Source organism: Rhizobium sp. NZLR1b, assembly GCF_019685155.1.
In the GTDB taxonomy this organism is placed as follows: domain Bacteria; phylum Pseudomonadota; class Alphaproteobacteria; order Rhizobiales; family Rhizobiaceae; genus Rhizobium.
This window is the reverse complement of the sequence record NZ_JABDWC010000015.1, coordinates 72153-91841: the sequence shown is the minus strand read 5'-3', so window position 1 is coordinate 91841 and position 19689 is coordinate 72153. Positions and strand designations below refer to the sequence as shown.

Annotated in this window: 18 protein-coding genes; 13 read left to right on the top strand and 5 right to left on the bottom strand. The window is 60.7% G+C overall.

The window, feature by feature from the left end:
- The first annotated feature begins 109 nt into the window (after nucleotides 1–109).
- The 3 genes from HJB84_RS20830 to ftsZ all read left to right on the top strand — a co-directional run bounded on the left by HJB84_RS20830 (nucleotide 110) and on the right by ftsZ (nucleotide 3382).
- Nucleotides 110–778: a response regulator transcription factor gene (locus tag HJB84_RS20830; RefSeq protein ID WP_221116756.1), complete on the top strand. Its 669-nt coding sequence runs from the start codon at nucleotides 110–112 to the stop codon at nucleotides 776–778.
- Nucleotides 775–2142, top strand: coding sequence for a HAMP domain-containing sensor histidine kinase (locus HJB84_RS20825; RefSeq protein WP_221116755.1), 1368 nt, complete (start codon nucleotides 775–777; stop codon nucleotides 2140–2142). Before HJB84_RS20830 ends, HJB84_RS20825 begins: the two co-directional genes overlap by 4 nt.
- Before the next feature lie 217 nt (nucleotides 2143–2359).
- The gene (ftsZ, locus tag HJB84_RS20820) at nucleotides 2360–3382 is read left to right on the top strand and encodes a cell division protein FtsZ (RefSeq protein ID WP_207580948.1); all 1023 of its coding nucleotides are present in this window, start codon (nucleotides 2360–2362) and stop codon (nucleotides 3380–3382) included.
- Between the two features lie 75 nt (nucleotides 3383–3457).
- Here ftsZ and HJB84_RS20815 read toward each other — a convergent pair whose 3' ends face one another.
- Together HJB84_RS20815 and HJB84_RS20810 are read right to left on the bottom strand one after the other, a co-directional pair.
- Complete coding sequence (locus HJB84_RS20815) at nucleotides 3458–4984, bottom strand: Ig-like domain-containing protein (RefSeq protein ID WP_221116754.1); 1527 nt, start codon at nucleotides 4982–4984, stop codon at nucleotides 3458–3460.
- A gap of 250 nt (nucleotides 4985–5234) precedes the next feature.
- On the bottom strand, nucleotides 5235–6059 hold the full coding sequence (locus HJB84_RS20810) for a helix-turn-helix transcriptional regulator (RefSeq protein WP_207584335.1): 825 nt from the start codon (nucleotides 6057–6059) through the stop codon (nucleotides 5235–5237).
- A gap of 91 nt (nucleotides 6060–6150) precedes the next feature.
- Here HJB84_RS20810 and HJB84_RS20805 point away from each other — a divergent pair, with 91 nt between their 5' ends.
- Entirely contained in the window at nucleotides 6151–7041 is an 891-nt protein-coding gene (locus HJB84_RS20805; protein ID WP_221116753.1) for an SDR family oxidoreductase, read from the top strand.
- Between the two features lie 99 nt (nucleotides 7042–7140).
- Here the strand turns inward: HJB84_RS20805 and HJB84_RS20800 are convergent, their stop codons facing one another.
- The 3 genes from HJB84_RS20800 to HJB84_RS20790 form a co-directional block, all read right to left on the bottom strand.
- Nucleotides 7141–7584, bottom strand: a complete 444-nt coding sequence (locus HJB84_RS20800) for an SRPBCC family protein (protein ID WP_207580951.1) — start codon at nucleotides 7582–7584, stop codon at nucleotides 7141–7143.
- Between the two features lie 116 nt (nucleotides 7585–7700).
- Entirely contained in the window at nucleotides 7701–8114 is a 414-nt protein-coding gene (locus tag HJB84_RS20795) for a GFA family protein (protein ID WP_221116752.1), read from the bottom strand.
- A 50-nt stretch (nucleotides 8115–8164) separates the two neighbouring features.
- Nucleotides 8165–8857 (bottom strand): type 1 glutamine amidotransferase domain-containing protein, encoded by a 693-nt coding sequence (locus HJB84_RS20790; RefSeq protein WP_221116751.1) that lies wholly within the window; start codon nucleotides 8855–8857, stop codon nucleotides 8165–8167.
- A gap of 223 nt (nucleotides 8858–9080) precedes the next feature.
- On the opposite strand from HJB84_RS20790, the gene HJB84_RS20785 reads away from it, so the two are divergent.
- The 9 genes from HJB84_RS20785 (at nucleotide 9081) to HJB84_RS20745 (ending at nucleotide 19688) form a co-directional block, all read left to right on the top strand.
- Entirely contained in the window at nucleotides 9081–10082 is a 1002-nt protein-coding gene (locus HJB84_RS20785) for a LacI family DNA-binding transcriptional regulator (protein WP_207580953.1), read from the top strand.
- 111 nt (nucleotides 10083–10193) lie between these two features.
- Nucleotides 10194–11228, top strand: a complete 1035-nt coding sequence (locus HJB84_RS20780; RefSeq protein ID WP_207580954.1) for a sterol desaturase family protein — start codon at nucleotides 10194–10196, stop codon at nucleotides 11226–11228.
- On the top strand, nucleotides 11225–11536 hold the full coding sequence (locus HJB84_RS20775; RefSeq protein WP_207580955.1) for a MocE family 2Fe-2S type ferredoxin: 312 nt from the start codon (nucleotides 11225–11227) through the stop codon (nucleotides 11534–11536). Before HJB84_RS20780 ends, HJB84_RS20775 begins: the two co-directional genes overlap by 4 nt.
- A gap of 151 nt (nucleotides 11537–11687) precedes the next feature.
- Nucleotides 11688–12893 carry an NAD(P)/FAD-dependent oxidoreductase gene (locus HJB84_RS20770; RefSeq protein ID WP_221116750.1) on the top strand — a complete coding sequence of 402 codons (1206 nt, stop codon included), beginning with the start codon at nucleotides 11688–11690 and terminating at the stop codon, nucleotides 12891–12893.
- Complete coding sequence (locus HJB84_RS20765; protein WP_259669714.1) at nucleotides 12893–13777, top strand: sugar phosphate isomerase/epimerase; 885 nt, start codon at nucleotides 12893–12895, stop codon at nucleotides 13775–13777. The genes HJB84_RS20770 and HJB84_RS20765 overlap by 1 nt, the downstream gene beginning before the upstream one ends.
- A 145-nt stretch (nucleotides 13778–13922) precedes the next feature.
- On the top strand, nucleotides 13923–15575 hold the full coding sequence (locus HJB84_RS20760; protein ID WP_207580958.1) for a bifunctional diguanylate cyclase/phosphodiesterase: 1653 nt from the start codon (nucleotides 13923–13925) through the stop codon (nucleotides 15573–15575).
- A 77-nt stretch (nucleotides 15576–15652) separates the two neighbouring features.
- Nucleotides 15653–16159, top strand: coding sequence for a hypothetical protein (locus tag HJB84_RS20755; RefSeq protein WP_207584336.1), 507 nt, complete (start codon nucleotides 15653–15655; stop codon nucleotides 16157–16159).
- Nucleotides 16156–17328 (top strand): methyltransferase domain-containing protein, encoded by a 1173-nt coding sequence (locus tag HJB84_RS20750; RefSeq protein WP_207580959.1) that lies wholly within the window; start codon nucleotides 16156–16158, stop codon nucleotides 17326–17328. The genes HJB84_RS20755 and HJB84_RS20750 overlap by 4 nt, the downstream gene beginning before the upstream one ends.
- Complete coding sequence (locus HJB84_RS20745; protein WP_207580960.1) at nucleotides 17325–19688, top strand: SpoIIE family protein phosphatase; 2364 nt, start codon at nucleotides 17325–17327, stop codon at nucleotides 19686–19688. Before HJB84_RS20750 ends, HJB84_RS20745 begins: the two co-directional genes overlap by 4 nt.
- Nucleotide 19689 lies beyond the last annotated feature (1 nt).

The window sequence follows — 19689 nt, the reverse complement described above, 5'->3', positions numbered from 1 at the left end:
GTTCCACCCCGTCGCCCGCCTGAACCTCTCCGTTCAGATTGAGTTAAGCTCGGCCCGATAGTTTTGGTCCGTCCCCAAAGATGCCCGGCCCCGATGAAAGCCCTGCCCCATGCGCGTACTGCTCGTCGAAGATGACGAAGACCTGAGCGGCCGGATCGCCGCCGTGCTGCGATCGGAAAACTTCGTCGTAGACATATCGCGCAACGGAGAAGACGCTCTCCACGCGGGGCTGACCGAACTCTTCGACGTCGCGATCCTCGACCTCGGCCTGCCGAAGATCGACGGCGTCAGCGTGCTGAAGGGCTGGCGCGAGGGCAGCCGCAACCTGCCGGTTCTGGTGCTGACGGCGCGCGATGGCTGGCCGGACAAGGTCGCAAGCTTCAAGGCCGGCGCCGACGATTTCCTCGCCAAACCCTTCAAGGTGGAAGAACTTGTTTTGCGCCTGCGCGCCCTGGTGCGCCGGGCAGCCGGCCACGCCGCCGCGCGGCTTACCTGCGGCGCGCTGGTCTTCGATGCCCAGCTCGGCACCTTCGAGCTCGACGGCCTGCCGCTGAAGCTGACGGCGTTGGAATGGCGGGTGCTCTCCTGCCTGATGCTGCGCAAGGAGATGGTCGTCGACCGGCGCGAACTGACCGAGCGCGTCTATGACGGCGATGCCGAGGTCGACTCTAATTCCATCGAAGTCATCATCGCCCGGCTGCGCAAGAAGCTCGGGAGCGACCGCATCGAGACGGTGCGCGGCCGCGGCTATATTCTGACGTCGGCAGCGGCGTCATGAAGGCTTCGTCTTTCAAGCCGAGATCGATCGCCGGCCGGCTGCTGATGTTCTCGGGCATCTTCGTGACGCTGGCGCTCGCTGTGGCCGCCCTCGTGCTCTGGCTAGCGCTGAAGACTGTGGTGCGCGAGCAGGTGGACCAGCGTCTGGACACACAGATCGGCGCCCTCGCCGGCGCCGTGATGCGCGACGCAGAGGGAAGGATCACCCTGTCGGCGCCGCTCGATGCGCCGCCTTTCGATCGCCCCTCATCGGGCTGGTACTGGCAGGTCGACGCCGGAGAGCAGCGCCTGACCTCCCGCTCCCTGATGAACGGCACGATAGACGCACCGCCGCCACGGCAGGACCTGCGCCATGTGCTGACGGGCATGCCGACATCAGGCAGGGGCGGCGATCGCGGAAGAGGGCCGCTCTACCTTCGCCAAGCCGTGCGCAGCATCGACGGCATGACGCTGACCATCACCGCGACGGCGCCGATGATCGCCCTCGTCGGCCCGGCGCTTCGCGCTCTCTTCTGGCTGGTTCCCTGCATGCTGCTGCTCGGGTTGGTGCTGATGACGGGCACCCTTTGGCAAATCCGCTTTGGCTTGCGGCCGCTGACATCCATGGCGACCAATATCGATGCCATCAACCGGGGAGAACGCGCCCGCCTGCCGGAGGAAGCGAGCGCCGAGCTTGCGCCGCTGTCGCTGAAAACCAATGCGCTTCTGGCGGCCAATGAGGAGAGGCTCGCGGCAACGCGCATGCAGTTCGCAAACCTCGCCCATGGCCTCAAGACCCCGGTGGCGAGCCTGCTGCTGTCGCTCGACGATAAAAACGACCCCAAAGGCGCATTGCGTAGTCTGGCCGCCCGGATCGACAACCGGATCAAGCACCACCTCGCCGCCGCCCGCCGGGTGATGGCCTCGTCGAATAATGTTGCCAGCACCGACATGGCGGCATCGCTCGCCGATCTCTACCGGGCGATCGGCCAGATCCATGCCGAGCGTAGGATTGCCTTCGACAGCGACATCCCCCCGGGCCTGCGGGTCGCCTGCGACGAAAGCGATGTCGAGGAAATGCTCGGAAACCTGATCGATAACGCTTTCAAATGGGCTGCCTCGCGCGTCACCATCCGCGCCGGGCGCGACGGCCCGATCGCCCGCATCACCATCGAGGACGACGGCCCGGGCATCCCCGCCGACCGCCTCGCCGCCGTGCTGCTGCCGGGCGTGCGGGAGGACGAACGCGTCCCTGGCAATGGTTTTGGGCTGAGCATCGTGAACGAGTTGGCGGGGCTTTATGGCGGGTCGCTGGCGCTCGAGGCTGGGGCGGTGGGGTTGGTGTGCATATTGTGTTTGCCGGTGGCGGTGGGAGTGGCGGGGTAAGGTCGAGGTGGAAAATTGAGCGCCTCAGAAGCATAACTGTCCGTTCTCGACATGATGCTCCCGCCCTCAAAGCCGCGACCCGCCCCTTTACCGATCGCCGCCGCTGTCGACGAGACGTCTTTCGCCTCGCCTCTGCCTTGTTGGACGGCTATCCTAAGCGACGATTCGCTATCCGCGACGAGGGCGTGGCGTGAACGAAGCATCAAAGGAGAGCGCGATGACGGACGCCAAGGGCGGCATTTCGGGACTGCGGCCGCACATTACTGTGATCGGCGTCGGTGGTGGTGGTGGTAATGCGATCAACAATATGATCGCGGAAAACCTGGCAGGCGTCGAATTCGTCGCCGCAAATACCGACGCGCAGGTCCTCGCCACCTCCAAGGCGACGCGCCGCATCCAGCTCGGCGCCAATGTGACCGAGGGTCTCGGCGCCGGTTCCCTGCCGGAGGTCGGCCATGCGGCGGCTGAGGAATCGATCGATGAGATCATGGATCACCTGGCCGGGTCGCACATGTGTTTCGTCACCGCCGGCATGGGCGGCGGAACGGGCACGGGCGCGGCACCCGTCATCGCCCGCGCCGCACGTGCGGCCGGCATCCTGACAGTCGGCGTCGTCACCAAACCCTTTACCTTCGAAGGCAACCGCCGCATGCGAATGGCGGAGATCGGCATCGAGGCGCTTCGCCAGGCAGCCGATACGGTCATCGTCATCCCCAACCAGAACCTCTTCCGCATCGCCGATGCGAAAACCACTTTTGCCGATGCCTTCATGACGGCCGACCGCGTGCTCTATGCCGGCGTTGGCTGCATCACCGATCTCATCGTCAAGGAAGGCCTGATCAACCTTGATTTCGCCGATGTGAAATCGGTCATGCGCGGCATGGGCCGCGCCATGATGGGCACTGGCGAAGCCTCCGGTGAAAGCCGCGCGATGAAGGCGGCGGAAGCGGCAATTGCCAACCCGCTTCTCGACGATATCTCGATGAAGGGCGCCAGGGGCGTGCTGATCTCGATCTCCGGTGGTTCGGATATGACACTGTTCGAAGTCGACGAAGCGGCAAGCCGCATTCGCGACGAGGTGCAGGAAGACGCAGACATTGTCGTCGGCGCCATCTTCGACCGCAGCCTTGACGGCAGGTTCCGCGTCTCGGTCGTGGCAACCGGCCTGGAAGGCAGTGCCATGCCCGCCTCCGCTTCTCAACCAGTCGTAGAGCAGATCCAGACGCGCACGCTGCAATAGCGCCGCCGCTGATATCATGGCTAAACGTCGCCCAGTACAACGAACGGACGGGGCGACGTCACGCGGTTAAGGCCGTCAGACAAACAATATGTCCGAGATGTTGTGCACCACGGAGATTTCGTCGGTCTCAGTGTTGGTGATGTAGATAGAGTCCGCCGCCGCGTCATAGACCACGTTGGTGGTGGAGTCATCTCCCGATATGGCGATGTTGACATCGATTGTTGTCTTGACCCCGGTTTCGAAATCGAATGCCGTGCCGATATGCTCGCTTCCGAAGGAATCGCCGAAGAAGAACGTGCCGTCGACGGCAAAGCCGTATCCCAGCCCGCCGGCGGCGAAAGTCTTGGATTCGATCGGGTTCAGCGTGTCGGGATCGATTTTGGAGACCTGCCAGGTCGCATCATCGATGCGGCCGACGACATAGATGCCGGTCGAATCCTGCATCGTATTGACGGCCGTGAATCCACCGCAGTCGAACGTACCCGCCCCATTCTCGCCGATAAGGCCGGGAATCGGGTCGCCCTGCTGATCGAGCGATCCGTCTGCGGCGTCCCACTTTGCGAGATAGGTCTGATCGGGGAAAGGGCCTTCGCCTTTGACCTCGTTGGTTCTTCCGATGATCTCGCCGCCGCGGACCGAAAAATAGGTTCCGCCGATGTCATATTCGCCAAGGTCATATTCGCCAAGAGAGATGGCGCCGCTGGCATTGTCTGCTTCAAAGGCCGAGGCGTTGTCGTAAATGCTCACCATGGAATCATCCGGGAAACCATGGCCGGAGCTGACGTAAAACTTGCCCGTTTGCGGATCGACCGCGACCCCCTGGAGTTCGTAATGGTCCAGGAAGGGGCGCACCACCTCCGCCTGGGACTCAACATGATTGGTGTTCAACGACTTGCCGTCCGTCACGCCGTCGACGGTCAGCGAGATCACGCCGGCATCCGCGTGACCGGCGCCGTCGGAGACCTTGTAATATTGAAGCGTCTCCGTGACATGCTCGCCATCGTTGAGACCCGCCTTCACGGCGGGATCGAGATCGTAGGTGAAGCCTCCGTCCGCCGAAAAATGGAAGGTGCCGAATTCACCGGCGACGTCGGTGCTCCGCGTGGCGCTTACGCTGATGCCCTCGACTGAGCGCAGAAAGATATGACCCGCCTCCCCGGCAATGTCGTTGGCAAGCACGTTGCCCGCCATCGCGCCGCTTTCGCGGAAGGTAAAGGCATCGTCGACCGCGACCGGCGCACTGGTCACCCCGTGAATGTCTAGCGTGAAATGTCCGACATCCGTATTGCCGGCGCCGTCGGAAATCTTGTAGCCGATCGTCTCTCTCAGCGTCATTCCGTTAAGGAAGCCCGCTTTGGCGGCCTCGTTTAGCGTATAGGTGTATGAGCCGTCAGCCTTGACGTGGAACGTCCCGTGCTCGCCCCCGATATCGGTGACCTGCCCATCCTTCTTGGCGAGAACCCTCTCGCCGTCGAAGAAGTTGAGAAACATATTGCCGTTGGCCGCTGATATATCGTTGTCCAGCAGATTGCCTGAAATAACGTCGCTCTCGTAGACGGTGTGCGAGTCATCGACCGCCACGGGTTTTGCAAACACTGTCATGGATATCTCCTTCAAGATCCATTCGCCTTGGTCGATTGGGAGGAAACAGCCATTGCAGGGGAAGGTCAAATTATTTTCTAGTAAAAGTGGCATTTTAGCTTTTTGCAATTTTGTCATGCCGCAAGAGGTTGCCGAGCGCCAACGCTCAAGAGCGCCTCATCCTGAAGCGTGGAAGCCGAAGGCTGGAGCCTCGAAGGACGAGGCGGGTGCGCGTCGTATCAGTTCCGCACTTAGACCCCGACTAGAATCCTCACCCCACCACCGCCCTAATCTTCTCCGCATCCGCTGCCGTCGCCGGGTTATAAACCACCATGCTGAGATCCGGCCGCCCGTCCACCTGGAAGGCCGAATACTCGAAAGAGAGCAGCCCAAGCACCGGGTGCTTGATGTGTTTGGCGCCCTCGCCATGGGTGCGCACGTCATTGTCGCGCCACATCGCCAGGAATTCCGGGCTCTTGCGGCAGAGTTCGTCGACCAGCGGCTCGACCTCGGCCGCTGCACCCGCGCGGGCCGCGTCCACGCGGAAGGCGGCGACGACGAAGCGGGCGACGCTTTCCCAGTCGTACTGGGCGGCGCGCACGCGTGGATCGAGGAAGATGAAGCGCAGCACGTTGCGCTCCTCGGGCGGCAGCGCGCCGTAATCAGTGAGCAGCACGGTTGCCGCCCGGTTCCAGGCGATCACGTCCCAGATGGCGTTGCGGATCAGCGCCGGGCTCGGGTCCAGCGCATCGAGCACGCCCTGCAGCCTGGGCGTGACGCCCGCTTGCCTGCGGTAACGCACCTCGGGCGGTCGGCCGAGGCCGATGAGGAACAGATGCTCGCGCTCGACATCGGTCAGCATCAGCGCCCGCGAGATCCGGTCGAGCACATCGGCGGACGGCGCCCCGCCGCGCCCTTGCTCCAGCCAGGTGTACCAGGTGGGGCTGATATTGGCTCGGTTTGCCACCTCCTCGCGGCGCAGGCCCGGCGTGCGGCGGCGTTCGCCGGCAAAGCCGAGGGCTGCGGGGTCGAGCTTGGCGCGGCGGCCCTTGAGATAGGCGCCCAGCCGGTTTTCGAAGGTGACGAATTCGCTCATGCTGTTAGCCATTATACCATGATAAGATCACTACTTTACCATGATAGGGCCTTGCCCGATATCTGTCTCCATCGAAAACGGAGATATCGACATGCGCGTATTCGTCACCGGAGCCACAGGCTGGGTCGGCTCGGCCGTCGTCAGCGAATTGATCGCTGGCGGCCATCAGGTGCTTGGCCTCACCCGCTCAGAAAAGGGGGCTGAGGAATTGTCGGCCGCGGGCGCCGAGGTCCATCGCGGCACGCTCGAGGATCTGGAAAGCCTGAAGCGCGGCGCGGCCGAGGCCGACGGCGTGATCCACACCGGCTTCAACCATGATTTCTCGAAATTCGCCGCAAACTGCGCCCTCGACCGGCGCGCCATCGAGGCGCTCGGCGAAGCCCTCCAGGGCTCCAGCCGCCCGCTGCTGGTCACCGCAGGCCTCGGCCATGCGCCCGGCCGCGTCGGCACCGAAAAGGACCCGCCCATGCCGACCACCGAGACCTATCCCCGCGCCTCCGAAATCACCGCGGTATCGCTTGTCGCGCGCGGCGTGCGCGCCTCGACCGTCCGGCTTCCGCCTTCGGTGCACGGCCATGGCGACCACGGCTTCGTGCCGATCCTGATCGATTTCGCCCGGCGAACGGGTGTTTCGGCCTATATCGGCGAAGGCCAGAACCGCTGGCCGGCGGTGCACAGGCTCGATGCCGCCCGCCTCTATCGCCTGGCGCTGGAGCGCGGCGCCGTGGGCGGACCCTTCCTGGCCGTTGCTGAGGAGGGTGTGCCATTCAGGCAGATCGCCGAGGTCATCAGCCGGCGGCTCGACGTGCCCGCCGTCTCGCTGTCGCGGGAAGAGGCGGCAGAACATTTCGGCTGGTTTGCGATGTTCGCCGGCTTCGACGTGCCCACGTCCAGCGAACATACCCGCGCGCTGCTGGACTGGCACCCGACCCAGCCCGGCCTTATCGCCGATATCGACCATCCGGCCTATTTCGGCGGGTAAGGTCCGCCGCGGCGTCGAACGGAGCGCCTCAGAGTGAGGCGCTCTTGTGTGTCGGCGCCAGCCTGTGCGATCCGCTCCCGACAGGCTGCCTGAACCAAGCTATTCCTGGATATCGGGTTCAACCACCCTCGCGAGGTTTTTCAGCGACTCCTGCCAGCCGAGATAGCAAGCCTCAGGCGGGATGACGTCGGGCACGCCTGCCTGGGTAATATCCACCTCGGTACCAACCGACACCTTCTTCAGCGTCACGGTGACCTCCATTTCGCCTGGCAGGTTGGGGTCGTCGAACTTGTCGGTGTAGCGAACGCGTTGGCCTGGGACGAGCTCGCGGAATTCGCCGCCGAAAGCATGGCTGTTGCCGGTCGTGAAGTTGCGGAAAGACATTCTGAACGTGCCGCCGACGCTCGGCTCCAGATGATGTACGGTGCAGAGGAAGCCGTTCGGCGGAAGCCACTTGGCAAGCGCGTCCGCTTCGATGAATGCGCGATAAATCTTCTCCGGGGTGGTCGCCAGAACGCGATGCAGGCGTATAGTGTTCGGCATGTTCGTGATCCTTTTAGATGGACGGAATGGACGAGCTAAGGACGGATAAGATCTGGCCGATCCGACACGGGATTGATCTTTTCTTCAAGAAAGATCGATAGAAGTCGAATCTCCCTTCAGCCCGGCATGCCTTCGAACTGTGGAAGGTGGAGCGGTGTTGCCCAGGCAAGCCGCCGTTTGGTAAACATCTCGACCCCCGGCTGTATCAGCTCGGGCCGATCCAGGCTGCCGAGGGTGACGAAGACGAGGCCGGGGAAACTCTCTAGATTGCTACTGAACAACCTCGCGCCGCAATCCGGGCAGAAATTGCGATCGAGACCCTTGCCGGAATCGGCGATATAGTGAAACGCCTTCGGGCTGCCGGCGGTCAGGGTGAAATCGTCCTGCGGCACGGCAAAAAAGGTGGCGGCTTCGCCGCCCGAGGCCTTCTTGCAATCCAGGCAATGGCAGTCGGCGACGAAAGTCGGATCGGTATCGAAGGCGAACTGCACCGCGCCGCAGGCGCATTTCCCCGTATATTTCCGGCTCATGCCAGGCACCTTTCGTCTGGTGTTGAAATGCTCAAGGCCGCCTGCGGGCGTCAGGCTGCCGCGTGCTTACCGAGCGCATCGAGCAGAAGGCGGGCCGCCTGTTTCGACGAGGCTGGGTTCTGTCCGGTAATCAGCAGCCCGTCCTGGACGACATGCACGGCCCAGTCCTCCATCGCCGAAAACTTCGCCCCCTGCTCTTTCAGCACGTCTTCGAGCAGATAAGGCACGATCTCGACGAGGTGCACGGCCGCCTCCTCGGAATTGGTGAAGCCGGCAACTATCCGCCCCTTCGCGATCGGTCCGCCGTCCGGCGCCTTGACATTGGTCAATATCCCCGGCGCATGGCAGACGAGCGCCAGCGGCTTTCCCGCTGCAAGCGTCTCCTCGATCAGCGAGTGCGCATTGCGGTCGTTCGTCAGGTCCCAGAGCGGGCCGTGGCCGCCGGGGAAAAACACGGTGTCATAATCCGCCTGGTCGATGTCAGACAGCATCAAAGTGTTGGCGAGCGCAGCCGTCGCGGCCGGGTCTCGTTCAAATCGCCGCGTATCTTCCGTCTGAAACGCCGGCTCGTTGCTCTTCGGATCGAGCGGAGGCTGGCCCCCTTTCGGCGAAGCGAGTGTGATCTCGGCCCCGGCGTCACGGAAAACGAAGTATGGGGCAGCGAGTTCCTCGAGCCAGAAGCCCGTTTTCCTGCCGGTGTTTCCCAGTTGATAATGCGATGTGAGAACCATGAGAATTTTCATTTGCCCAACTCCTTCGGTCCGGCCGGAGGACAAAACCTTCCGCGTCCGGTTTACGGTGAAATACGGCCTGCAATCTCATGTTGAACTGGAGAAATCATAGATCGGTCGCCCCTGCGACACAAGTCAGAGCCTCCAAATACCATCTGTGAGAATTGAAGCGAAGATGTAAGAAGAGAAGATCTGACGCGCAGAGATCAACGAGGGCGCGCAAGGGACCTGGAATGTGAGCAAGCCGAATTATCGGGACATCGCCCGCCATGCCGGCGTGGGAACCGCAACGGTCGAGCGGGTGCTGAACGGGCGTGGGGGTGTTCGTCCCGAACTTGTCGAGAAGGTCATATCCGCCGCACGTCGCCTGGATTACCCGCGCAAGCTTCCCGAGACCCATCGCGGCCTGCTTAGGATCGAAGTGCTGATGGTTCGTCCGGAGACCAGCTTCTACCGGCGCCTTTCCCTTGCTTTCGAGAGAATTGCCGCCACCCTCGACCCTTTGGTCGTCGTGCATCGCAGCTTCACCGACGAGATGAACGCCGAGGGAATTGCGCGACGCATCCTGTCCACCGACCTTTCACGGGCCGGGCTGATCCTTGCCGTGCCGAGCAGCCCGGTGATCGGTGCTGCGGTGGAAAAGGTAAATGCGCAGGGCCTGCCGATCGTCCAGGTCGTCACCCGCGCGTCCGAGCACGTCGGAGAATTCATCGGCATCGACAATAACGCTGCCGGCCGGACGGCCGCACTCTATATCAGCCGAATGGCTCCGCGGGCCGGACCTGTCGTTGCAATCTGCCACCCCATCTATCAAGTGCATCGCGATCGGATCCGCGGCTTTTCCAATTACTTTCGTGATTATCCCGGCGCCTCCAGCTTCGAATGGCTGGGATTTGGCGGCGATGAGGAGCGTCTCAGCGCCGATCTCCTGTGGTCGGCGCTGGAAACGTATCCCGGCCTTGCCGGACTGTACAATGCCGGCGGCGCCAACGCCGCCCTGATCGAAGTGCTTCGCCGGCATCCGCGCGGCCGCGACGTGTTCTTCGTCGGGCACGAATTGACCGATTACACCCGAGCGGCGCTGCAGGACGGCATCATGGATGTGGTGCTGGATCAGGCGCCGGAGGCGCAGGCGCGGCGCGCGCTCGATCTCGTTCTGAATAGGATAGGCTTGACCGATATCAAACCGGACCAGGCACCGATCCGTTTCATCACCATCACCAAGGAAGGGCTTTGATCTAATCAGATCAAGGAAGGCTTCGGCATTCACCAGCGCCCCTGCTATTTTCCAGTCAGCACAGATATGTGGGCGACGCGGAAACATCCGGCGTGCCCTAAGGAGATGCCAATGGATGATCTGAAATTCGGCAAGCGCAACAAGCGCGGCGACTGGGCGCCGGACCAGCATGTGGAGAACGCGCCGCTTTTCGTCTTTCCGCCGCGGCTGATGGTGGTCCTGAAATGGCTGCCGCATTATTTCCTTCCCTGGAACCTGATTTTTGCGGTTTCTGCGCTCGCCTACTGGGCCTGGATCATTCCCCCGGTCGACACGATGAAATCGCTGAGCCTCGGCTGGACCGCCTGGCTCTATGCGGTGAACGCCATCGCGGTCTTCCTGTTCTACGGTGCCTTCGAACTGCATCTCTACGTGTTGAAGCGGCAGGAAAACCGCTTCAAGTACAATGGCAAGTTCCCGGCCGACCACAGGAACAACGCCTTCTGGTTCGAACGCCAGAACCTCGACAATATTCTGCGCACCTTCCTGTCAGGCGTGACTATCTGGACCGCCGTCGAGGTCGGCATGCTCTGGGCCTACGCCAATGGCTATGCGCCGTGGCTGAGTTTTGCGGAAAATCCATGGACGCTGGCACTCGTGGCGCTCGTGGTGCCGATCATTCACGAGTTCCACTTTTTCTGCATACACCGGCTGATCCACACGCCCTTCCTCTACAAATGGGTGCACTCGGTCCACCACAATTCGGTGAACCCTTCGCCCTGGTCGTCGCTGTCGATGCATCCGATCGAGCACCTGCTCTATTTCGGAACGGCGTTCTACCATCTGTTCCTGCCCTCCAACCCGATCATCATGCTCTACCAGCTGCATTATGCGGGCTTCGGGGCCATTCCCGGCCATGTCGGCTTCGACAAGGTCGAGATCGGCAAGGAGAGGCTGGTCGATAGCCACGCCTATGCGCATTACCTCCATCACAAATATTTCGAGGTGAACTACGGCGACGCGCTGATCCCGCTCGATAAGTGGTTCGGCACCTGGCACGACGGTTCGCCCGAAGGCGAGGCGCAGATGCAGGAACGCTACCGCAGGCGCAAGGAAAAACTCGCAGCCCGCAAGGCCCGCCTGGAAGTCGGGGGAGCCGCCGAATGAACTGGGTTTCAGCTGGCAAGCTCGACGAGATCGAACAGGAAGGGGCCATCCGCTTCGACCATGGCGGGCGCACCTACGCGATCTACCGTGGTCCGGATGACAGCGTCTACTGCACCGCCGGCCTCTGCACCCACGAGGCGATCCATCTCGCCGAAGGATTGGTCATGGATTTCGAGGTGGAATGTCCAAAACATTCCGGCGCCTTCGACTATCGCACCGGCGAGGCCATCAGGCTTCCGGCCTGCGAGAACCTGAAAACCTATCCGGCAGAGGTGATCGACGGAGAGGTTCGTGTCGCCCTCGGCTAGCATGTCGCCCGGAAGTGCGCAGTGGTTCCGGGATAAAGACATGCATGAAACCAAGGCCTAAAGCGTGTCGCATGAATCAAAATCTGATGCGGCTAATCCTGTGCGGCCGGCGTCTCCTCACGAGCGCAGCCGCTCTTTCTATGGAGAAAACATGGACGGTATCGTCATCATCGGTGCCGGCGAATCCGGCACCCGGGCGGCCTTTGCCCTGCGCGAAGCAGGCTATTGCGGATCCGTCACGCTGATCGGAGCCGAGCCGCACCTGCCCTATGAACGGCCGCCTTTGTCGAAGACCGGCAACGGTGCGGTGCAGATGAAGCTGATCTGCGCGGCAGACGCACTGGAAGCGGCCGGCATAACCTATCTCAAGGGCTTGTCGGCTTCGACGCTCGATACCGGCGCCGGAACGGTGCGCTTGAGCGACGGGCGGGAACTGCGTTACGAAAAGCTGCTTCTGGCCACCGGCGCGCGGCCGAGACGGCTCACATGTCAAGGTGCAGCGCGTGCGCTCGACTTCCGCACCCACGCCGACGCCGAAGCGATCTTCTCTCGTGTAGCGCCGGGCGGCAACGTGGCGATCATCGGCGCCGGTCTGATCGGGATGGAACTCGCATCGGTCCTTCGCAGAAAGGACGTCGCGGTCAGCGTGATCGAAGCCGCACCGAGACCTTTGGGCCGCGCCGTCCCCACACGTTTTGCCGAAAAGCTGCACGCCAGACATGCTGCCGAAGGTGTGCGCTTTCACCTCGACCGGAGCGTGGCGGCGATCAGCGACGACGGCGTCACCCTGACCGATGGCAGCCTAGTGCACGCCGATCTTGTCGTCGGCGCCATCGGCGTCCTGCCGGACATCGCTTTGGCTGAAGCAGCGGGACTGGCCACAGGCAACGGGATCCTGACGGATACCTGTCTTCGCACCAGCGCGCCGAACGTTTTCGCGGCCGGCGATTGCGCGGCCGTGGCCCAACCCGGCGGCGGACATTTTCGCTATGAAAGCTGGCGGAACGCCAGGACGCAGGCCGAAACCGCGGCGCGAAACATGGCCGGAGTCACCGAGACCTTTAGCGCCCTCCCCTGGTTCTGGTCCGACCAATACGATCTTGGCCTCCAGGTGGTGGGGATGCCGCAGCCCACCCATCAGACCGTCCTGCGTTCGGCTGCGGATGGCGAGCTCGAATTCTATCTGGACGCTGGCCGCCTAGTGGCAGCCGCCGGCCTTGGCATCGGCAATGGCCTGGCCAGGGACATCAAGCTCGCCGAGATGTTGATTGCCGCAGCTATCAGCCCCAGCCTCGCGGAACTGGCCGACCCTGGTGTGAACCTCAAAGCGCTTCTAAAAAGCGCACGGGCGGCGTGATGCAGAGGCTGCTGATCTTCCAGTCGCTCTGGGCCATGGAGCGCCGGCACACCGATGGGTTCGAGCGCACACTCGACGACAACATCGCGATGATCTCCGAGGCGGGCTTCGACGGCATCAGCGCACATTACACCAACCGCCGGGATGTCGTGCGCCTGAACGAGTCCATCCGGGGCACCGGCTTAAAGATCGAGGGCGTTTGCTTTCCTCGCAGTGTCGAGGATCTACGTCTGCCGCTGGAACTGGCCGCGGAGTTTCCGGTCAGTCACATCAACCTGCAACCCGATATCCGCCCGCGCCGCATCGATGCCTGCCTGCCGCTTCTCGATGGCTGGATGCGGCTCGCTGAAGATGCCGGCATTCCCGTGTTCATCGAAACCCATCGCGACAGGATGACCGCGGACCTGTTCTTTACGCTGGATTTGCTGGATCAGCGACCCGAACTGCCGCTGCTGGCCGACCTGTCGCATTTCCTGGTCAGCCGCGAATTCGCCTTTCCGGTCGACGAGGAGAACCACGCTCTCATCCGACGCATCCTGCAGAATGCCCATGCATTTCACGGCCGGGTCGCCTCGAGCGAGCAGGTGCAGATCGAAATCTCCTTCCCGCATCACCGGCCCTGGGTCGATCTCTTCCTCGAGTGGTGGGAGTACGGTTTTCGTAACTGGCGATCACGCGCCGCCGATGACGCCGAGCTGGTCTTTATCTGTGAGTTGGGCCCCAAACCCTATGCGATCACGGGCAGAAGCGGCAACGACCAGACGGACCGATGGGCGGAGGCCCTGGCGCTTCGGCAGATGGTGCGTGGGCTGTGGGCTGCCACTGCCTGGTCCCCCATACATCGGCCTTCCAATCATGGAAATCCACCTGCTGGATCAGTGTAGTGTGAACTCACACGGTAAGCGTGTTGGCGAAGGTTTGGGATTGTGAATCAGATATGCCTAATGTAAATCTTGACGTGCACAAGTTGTGAGACAGTTAATTTGCTACGATATCTGGTTAAGGACATTCGCTGGGAGAGGCTTGGAGATGCGGAAAATTCGTGCGGCCAGCCCGGCCCTCGGACAAACACAGCCAGAAGCTTCGAGTTCAATCGACCGGCTTTTGTTCTTTGACCGCGATTTCAATCCCATCGAGAATTTGCTGGGCAATGAGCTGCCTGCTTCTGTCAAGCCGGCAGCGTCACTTTGGGAGCATTTTCCAGAGCTGGACAAATCGGCGATTACGCTTGCTTTCCGCTCATTGGATGACAGCGGCAAGCCTTTGCGGGTATCGGGCGATCTTGGCAGGTCTGGGTCGCACGGGCTGACGATCTATCGGATCGGCGATCTGTTTGCCGTGGTCCGGTCGGAGGAACTCGCCGACGACGAGCGCGCAACCCTTTTGCATCTGGCGACCCACGATCCGCTTACGGGACTGCCGAACCGACGCCAATTCAGTGAGGACCTCACCGAATTGCTGCGGGAGACCGCAGGCTCGAACGAGACACTATCCCTGATGCAGCTCGACCTTGACGATTTCAAGCCCGTGAACGACACGCTTGGGCATCCGGCGGGCGACAAGCTTCTCCAATTTGCTGCAAGGCGTATTCAAGACTGCCTGACCGGTGATGACAGAGCCTATCGACTGGCTGGTGACGAATTCACCGTCATTTCCATGGGCTCGGGACAGCCGGCCAAAGCGCACCGGCTAGCAGAAGTCTTGGTTGCCGCATTCAAGAAACCCTTCACGATAGATGGCATCGCGGTCTTTGTCGGCACCAGCATCGGCATATCCACAGCTCCGCCGGACGGGACAAATCCAGAGCAGCTTATGAAGGCGTCCGACCTTGCACTCTATGCCGCGAAAAAAGAGGGGCGCGGTCGAGCAGCCGCGTTTGATGCCTCAATGCTTGAGTCGCTGGAACAACGCGAACTGCTGCGCCGCAGCCTGCGCATGGCCTTGATCCAACAGCAATTCTTTGTCGAATATCAACCCATCGCCGAGGGCGGCTGCGTTGTCGGCTTCGAAGCATTGCTGAGATGGCACCATCCACTGCTTGGAAAAATTCCACCTGCGGCATTTATTCCGATGGCCGAGGCTGATGGAATGATGCCTGATATAGGTGCATGGGTTTTGGAGCAGGCATGCCGCGAGGCGATGAACTGGCCAGAGAACTACGTCGTCGCCGTCAATGTGTCCGCAGCTGAATTCCTGACCAGCGGCCTCACCGACCGGATATCCCAGACGCTCGACCTGGTCGGATTCCCGCCCGAGCGTCTGGAACTTGAGATAACTGAAAGCGTCCTGCTTGAGCGGACCGTCAACAATATCGACACGCTGAACACTCTCAACGTGCTGGGGATACGGATCTCGCTGGATGATTTCGGGACAGAATATTCCTCCTTGAGCTATCTGAAGACATTCCCTTTCGACACCATCAAAATCGACAAGTACTTTATCACCGATCTGGAAAGCGATCCGAAAAGCCAGACGATCGTCCGCTGCATCGTGAACCTCGCACATGGTCTCGACATGCAGGTGACGGCCGAAGGGGTCGAGACCCCAGGTCAGGCGGAATGGTTGGACAGTGTGGGCTGCGACAGGCTTCAAGGCTATCTGGTGAGCAGGCCGCTTCCGGTCGAGGCGATCAGTGAGTTCATCACCCGCATGGAAACATCCGTAAGCCACGCGCTGCCATAGCAGGAAACCGATTTTTCGCCGTGTTTTGAGAGGGCATGCATCAACCCGAGGCTCCAGGCAAGCTGATGGAGGCTGTATTGGAAGAGGAAGCATCAGGTTTCGATGACCCGGCATTGGCGCCGATGGTATCGCTGGAACTGAACGTTGCGATGTTCAAATCCAAGTGGCAGTTTTGCGACAGGATTACCGAATATCTCTCAGACATTCTCGGCCAAGGTCACAGCGATCCCGCTCGATATTCGAATTTTCTTTCCGTCGCGGCCAACGAGCTCATTGAACTTGCTTTCCGTTCGACAGGTGAGCCGGGAAGGATAAGTTTCCGTCTCTATCGGGGCGCGACGTTCAATCGGCTGAGAATTGCGTTTGCCTGCGAGGAAGCATCTGGCCGTGAGCAGGCGGGTGCGAGATCAGGCGAACGCCAGTCTCTCCCAGGCGCCGGGGCCGACTTGGTCATGAAGTCCGATGGGACGATTTTGCTTAGAGATTTGGCAACCCTATTCCGCGCCGCTATCCGAATTGAGAAAGATGGCGCCCACGGGATCCAGATCATCGCGGATTTCCCTTCGGCCGAGGACTTTCAATGAACCTGCTTGCTCACCCCTTCACCGTCCGTTTCGATCCGACAAATCAGGAGCTGTTGCTATCTGGCAAGATGCGGCCCGAAAGTGCAACCGAGATTGCCGATGCCCTCAAGCTGGTGCGGCAAAGTTTGGAAAAATACAGCGGCGTCGTTTACCTGAATGTCAAACGTCTGACGCACATCAACATGACAGCCTTCGTCGCTCTGTCCGATATACTGACCGCAAGCTGCCGGACCAAGCCGGAACGGAAGATTGTTATCATCACGTCCAGCGTAGTGGCCTGGTCGACTTCGTTGTTCCAAACGTTGGCGGCATCACAACCAAACCTGTCGGTTGAAGTCTACGATTCGTCATTTTATCCAGGCCAGAGCTTTGTCGAGGATGAGACTTTCATTCCCATTCTCCGCACCCAGACGAAAATGACCTGGAGGCACGAGCGCGAACTCCTGCCTCGCCACGGTCTGCGCAGCGGCCTTGTCATCGCGGATATCTGTTGCGGAATTGGCGATTTCGCCGCCTTGGTTCAACGGGAATTCAAACCGGCACGCCTTGTCGCGCTGGATCATTCCGTACGAAGCCTCGAATATGCACGCAGGGTCGCTGCCGACTTCGATCTGCAGGGGATAGAGTACACCTATGGTGACGCGTCCCAAATGCTCCTTCGCGATAATCAATTCGACTTTGTGACCTGCCGACATTCGCTGCAGATTTTCAACCGTCCCGAGATGCTGCTGCGGGAGCTTTACCGTATCTGCAAGCCCGGCGGCCGCGTCTACATCACCAACGAAAAAAATTCGCATTGCCTGGGCGAGCCCCATGCGGAAACGATAAAATGGACTTACGAAGAAGTCGCCAAACTGTTCAGGCACTTCGATATGGATGTCGAGATGGGGCCGAAAAGCCGTCATCTTCTCGCCGACGCCGGGTTCGATGCCATCAAGGTCGATAACTTCATGGTCACGAATCTTGACGGGGATCCGCAGGACTTCGCAGACATCATCGAAGCCTGGGAAAATGTCTACGCCGGTGAGATGGCGGTTCGACGGGGCGACTCGTTGGATTTCATTCGCAGGTTCCGGCAAGGATTCAAAGATCACGTCTTTGCTGCCCTTCACCCCAAGGGTTATGCAGGCTGGCCGATTTGGGCGGCTTCCGGCCGAAAGCCGTTATGATGGACGGGAAATCATTGTCGAAAGGACCGATAAGACTGGGCTCGTTTCGAGCAAAGTTCATCCTGGTTGTCGGTGGGGCTGTCCTCTTTGACCTGCTGGTCAGCGGTGGACTGGCGCTTTGGAACGTTCAGAGGCTATCGCGTGACGCAACGCTCGAAGTCGGCCAGGGTCTTGAAGCTGCAAGCCAGGAATATATCCGCACATATGCCGATTCGACTGCAGCACAGGTGAGTTTGCTGCTGCGCCAGGTTCATAGCGACGTCAGCACGCTCGCAGGTGTGCTCCAGGCGCAGATCGACGATCCCGCGCGCAATTCGGACGTCGGCGCGGCAATCGCGCGCACATCCCCCGGCAGCGTCAGCCTCTCTTACGATCAGACGGGGAAGTGGTCTCAAAACGCGCCGGGCTCAGTCTCCGTCGTCAGCGTCTGGGGCTACTTGCTTGGACAAGACCAGAAGCCGAGACCCGACGTTGAGACCGATATCCAGGCGAGCGCGGTTCTGGATCTTGTAGCGCCGAGCTTGCTGCAGCACGGTGCTTCGAAGCTGCAGATGTATTACATCGGATCGAAAGAACGGCCGATTTTCAGAACAGCGCCCTATACCGACCAGGCTCAGACCTTCGACCGGCTCTATCCGGGTCACAACGAGGCGAATTTCTGGGACTTCTTTTTTCCCGGCCTTTACGAGTCCTGGCAGGGCTGGGCCAAGGATATGAAGACGCGGCCGGTCGCGGCCGATATCACCCAGACCGCGCCCTATACGGACGCCATCACCGGAAAGCTGATCGTCAGTTTCTTTCATCCACTCTGGACAGCCGACAGGAAGGATGTCGCCGGGACGGCCGGCGCCGACATCACACTCGACCAGCTGGCGCAGACGGTTGAAAATGTCAAAGTGGCCCAATCCGGTTTTGGCTTTCTCGCCATGTCCGACGGCAACGTCGTCGCGATCAACAGCACGGGCGAAAAAACTCTCGGTCTGCGGTCCGCCAGCGATGCGAGCGGTACCGGGGTGACCGGCCTGGAGCGCTCGCTGAAGGGCAGCGCCCAGCCTGCGATCGCCAAACTGGCGCTTGACCGCGAACAGGGCATCCAGCATTTGCTGTTGCAGCAGGACGGCAACGAGGTGCCCTATATCGTTATCGTCAAGAAACTGCCTGCGACCAATCTCTGGGTCAGCGGCCCGGTTCGGCAAGAAGCGATGCTGCTTGGCGTGGTTGTGCCCGAGCGGGAAATCGATGCCTCGCTCTATGCCGCCCAGGCCAAAATTTCCGACGCGACGAACCGGATCGTGCTCTACCAAATTCTGGCAATCCTGATGTCCCTGCTGATCGTGACGATCGCGGTATTTGCGGCCTCGAAACGAATAACCGGCGGAATCAGCGCGCTTGCCGGTGCCGCCAAGCGGATTCAGGCGAAGGACTATTCCGTCAGGGTCGCCATAACAAGCAAGGATGAGGTCGGCGAAGCCGGCGAAGCATTCAATCGGATGGCCGAAGAGATCAGCTATCACACCGAAAATCTCGAGCAGCTCGTCGAAGAGCGAACCGCGCAAATCGAAGACGCAAAGGAAGAGATTTCGACGTTGAACGCACAGCTCCAGAGAGAAAACAGACGTCTTGGCACGGAACTCGCCGTCGCCGAGCGGATTCAGCTCATGGTGCTTCCGCTGGATCAGGAGCTCGAGGAGTTTCAGGCGCTCGAGATCGCAGCCTATATGAGGCCGGCGGAAGAAGTCGGCGGCGATTATTACGACGTATTGAAGAACGGAGGTCGGTTGAAGATCGGCATCGGCGACGTTACCGGACACGGGCTGGAAAGCGGCGTATTGATGTTGATGGTTCAGTCCGTCGCCCGCGCCCTGCAGGAAGCCGGAAACACCGATGCAGTGAAATTTCTCACGGATCTGAACAGCGCCCTGTTTAAAAATATCGTCAGGACGAAAATCGACAAGCACCTCACTCTGGCGTTTCTTGACTACGACGGAAAAGAGATGATCCTATCGGGACAACACGAGGAAGTTGTCGTCGTTCGGGCGAACGGCGAGGTTGAGCGCATCGACACCATGGATCTGGGCATACCGATCGGGCTGGAAGCCGATATCTCCGCCTTCATCAAAACCCGTGAAATCGCGTTCGAAAAAGGCGATCTCATTCTCCTGCATACGGACGGCGTCACAGAAGCCGAAAATGACGCCGGAGAACTGTTTGGCATCGAACGCCTGTGCCGCGAAGCAGTTCGCTTGAAGGATCTGAGCGCTGAGAAAGTCGTTTCTGAAATTGTCGCGACACTCATGCTCTTTATCGGATCGCAGAAGATTTACGACGACATCACGCTACTCGCAGTGCGGCATAGGTGAG

Excerpts from the sequence above, each read along its gene's own strand:
- HJB84_RS20800 (WP_207580951.1), bottom strand. The coding sequence starts at position 7,584 with ATGCCGAACACTATACGCCTGCATCGCGTTCTGGCGACCACCCCGGAG.
- HJB84_RS20775 (WP_207580955.1), top strand. The coding sequence starts at position 11,225 with ATGAACTGGGTTTCAGCTGGCAAGCTCGACGAGATCGAACAGGAAGGG.
- HJB84_RS20825 (WP_221116755.1), top strand. The coding sequence starts at position 775 with ATGAAGGCTTCGTCTTTCAAGCCGAGATCGATCGCCGGCCGGCTGCTG.
- HJB84_RS20745 (WP_207580960.1), top strand. The coding sequence starts at position 17,325 with ATGATGGACGGGAAATCATTGTCGAAAGGACCGATAAGACTGGGCTCG.
- HJB84_RS20780 (WP_207580954.1), top strand. The coding sequence starts at position 10,194 with ATGGATGATCTGAAATTCGGCAAGCGCAACAAGCGCGGCGACTGGGCG.
- HJB84_RS20790 (WP_221116751.1), bottom strand. The coding sequence starts at position 8,857 with ATGAAAATTCTCATGGTTCTCACATCGCATTATCAACTGGGAAACACC.
- HJB84_RS20805 (WP_221116753.1), top strand. The coding sequence starts at position 6,151 with ATGCGCGTATTCGTCACCGGAGCCACAGGCTGGGTCGGCTCGGCCGTC.
- HJB84_RS20760 (WP_207580958.1), top strand. The coding sequence starts at position 13,923 with ATGCGGAAAATTCGTGCGGCCAGCCCGGCCCTCGGACAAACACAGCCA.
- HJB84_RS20830 (WP_221116756.1), top strand. The coding sequence starts at position 110 with ATGCGCGTACTGCTCGTCGAAGATGACGAAGACCTGAGCGGCCGGATC.
- HJB84_RS20750 (WP_207580959.1), top strand. The coding sequence starts at position 16,156 with ATGAACCTGCTTGCTCACCCCTTCACCGTCCGTTTCGATCCGACAAAT.
- HJB84_RS20815 (WP_221116754.1), bottom strand. The coding sequence starts at position 4,984 with ATGACAGTGTTTGCAAAACCCGTGGCGGTCGATGACTCGCACACCGTC.
- HJB84_RS20765 (WP_259669714.1), top strand. The coding sequence starts at position 12,893 with ATGCAGAGGCTGCTGATCTTCCAGTCGCTCTGGGCCATGGAGCGCCGG.
- HJB84_RS20795 (WP_221116752.1), bottom strand. The coding sequence starts at position 8,114 with ATGAGCCGGAAATATACGGGGAAATGCGCCTGCGGCGCGGTGCAGTTC.
- HJB84_RS20770 (WP_221116750.1), top strand. The coding sequence starts at position 11,688 with ATGGACGGTATCGTCATCATCGGTGCCGGCGAATCCGGCACCCGGGCG.
- ftsZ (WP_207580948.1), top strand. The coding sequence starts at position 2,360 with ATGACGGACGCCAAGGGCGGCATTTCGGGACTGCGGCCGCACATTACT.
- HJB84_RS20810 (WP_207584335.1), bottom strand. The coding sequence starts at position 6,059 with ATGAGCGAATTCGTCACCTTCGAAAACCGGCTGGGCGCCTATCTCAAG.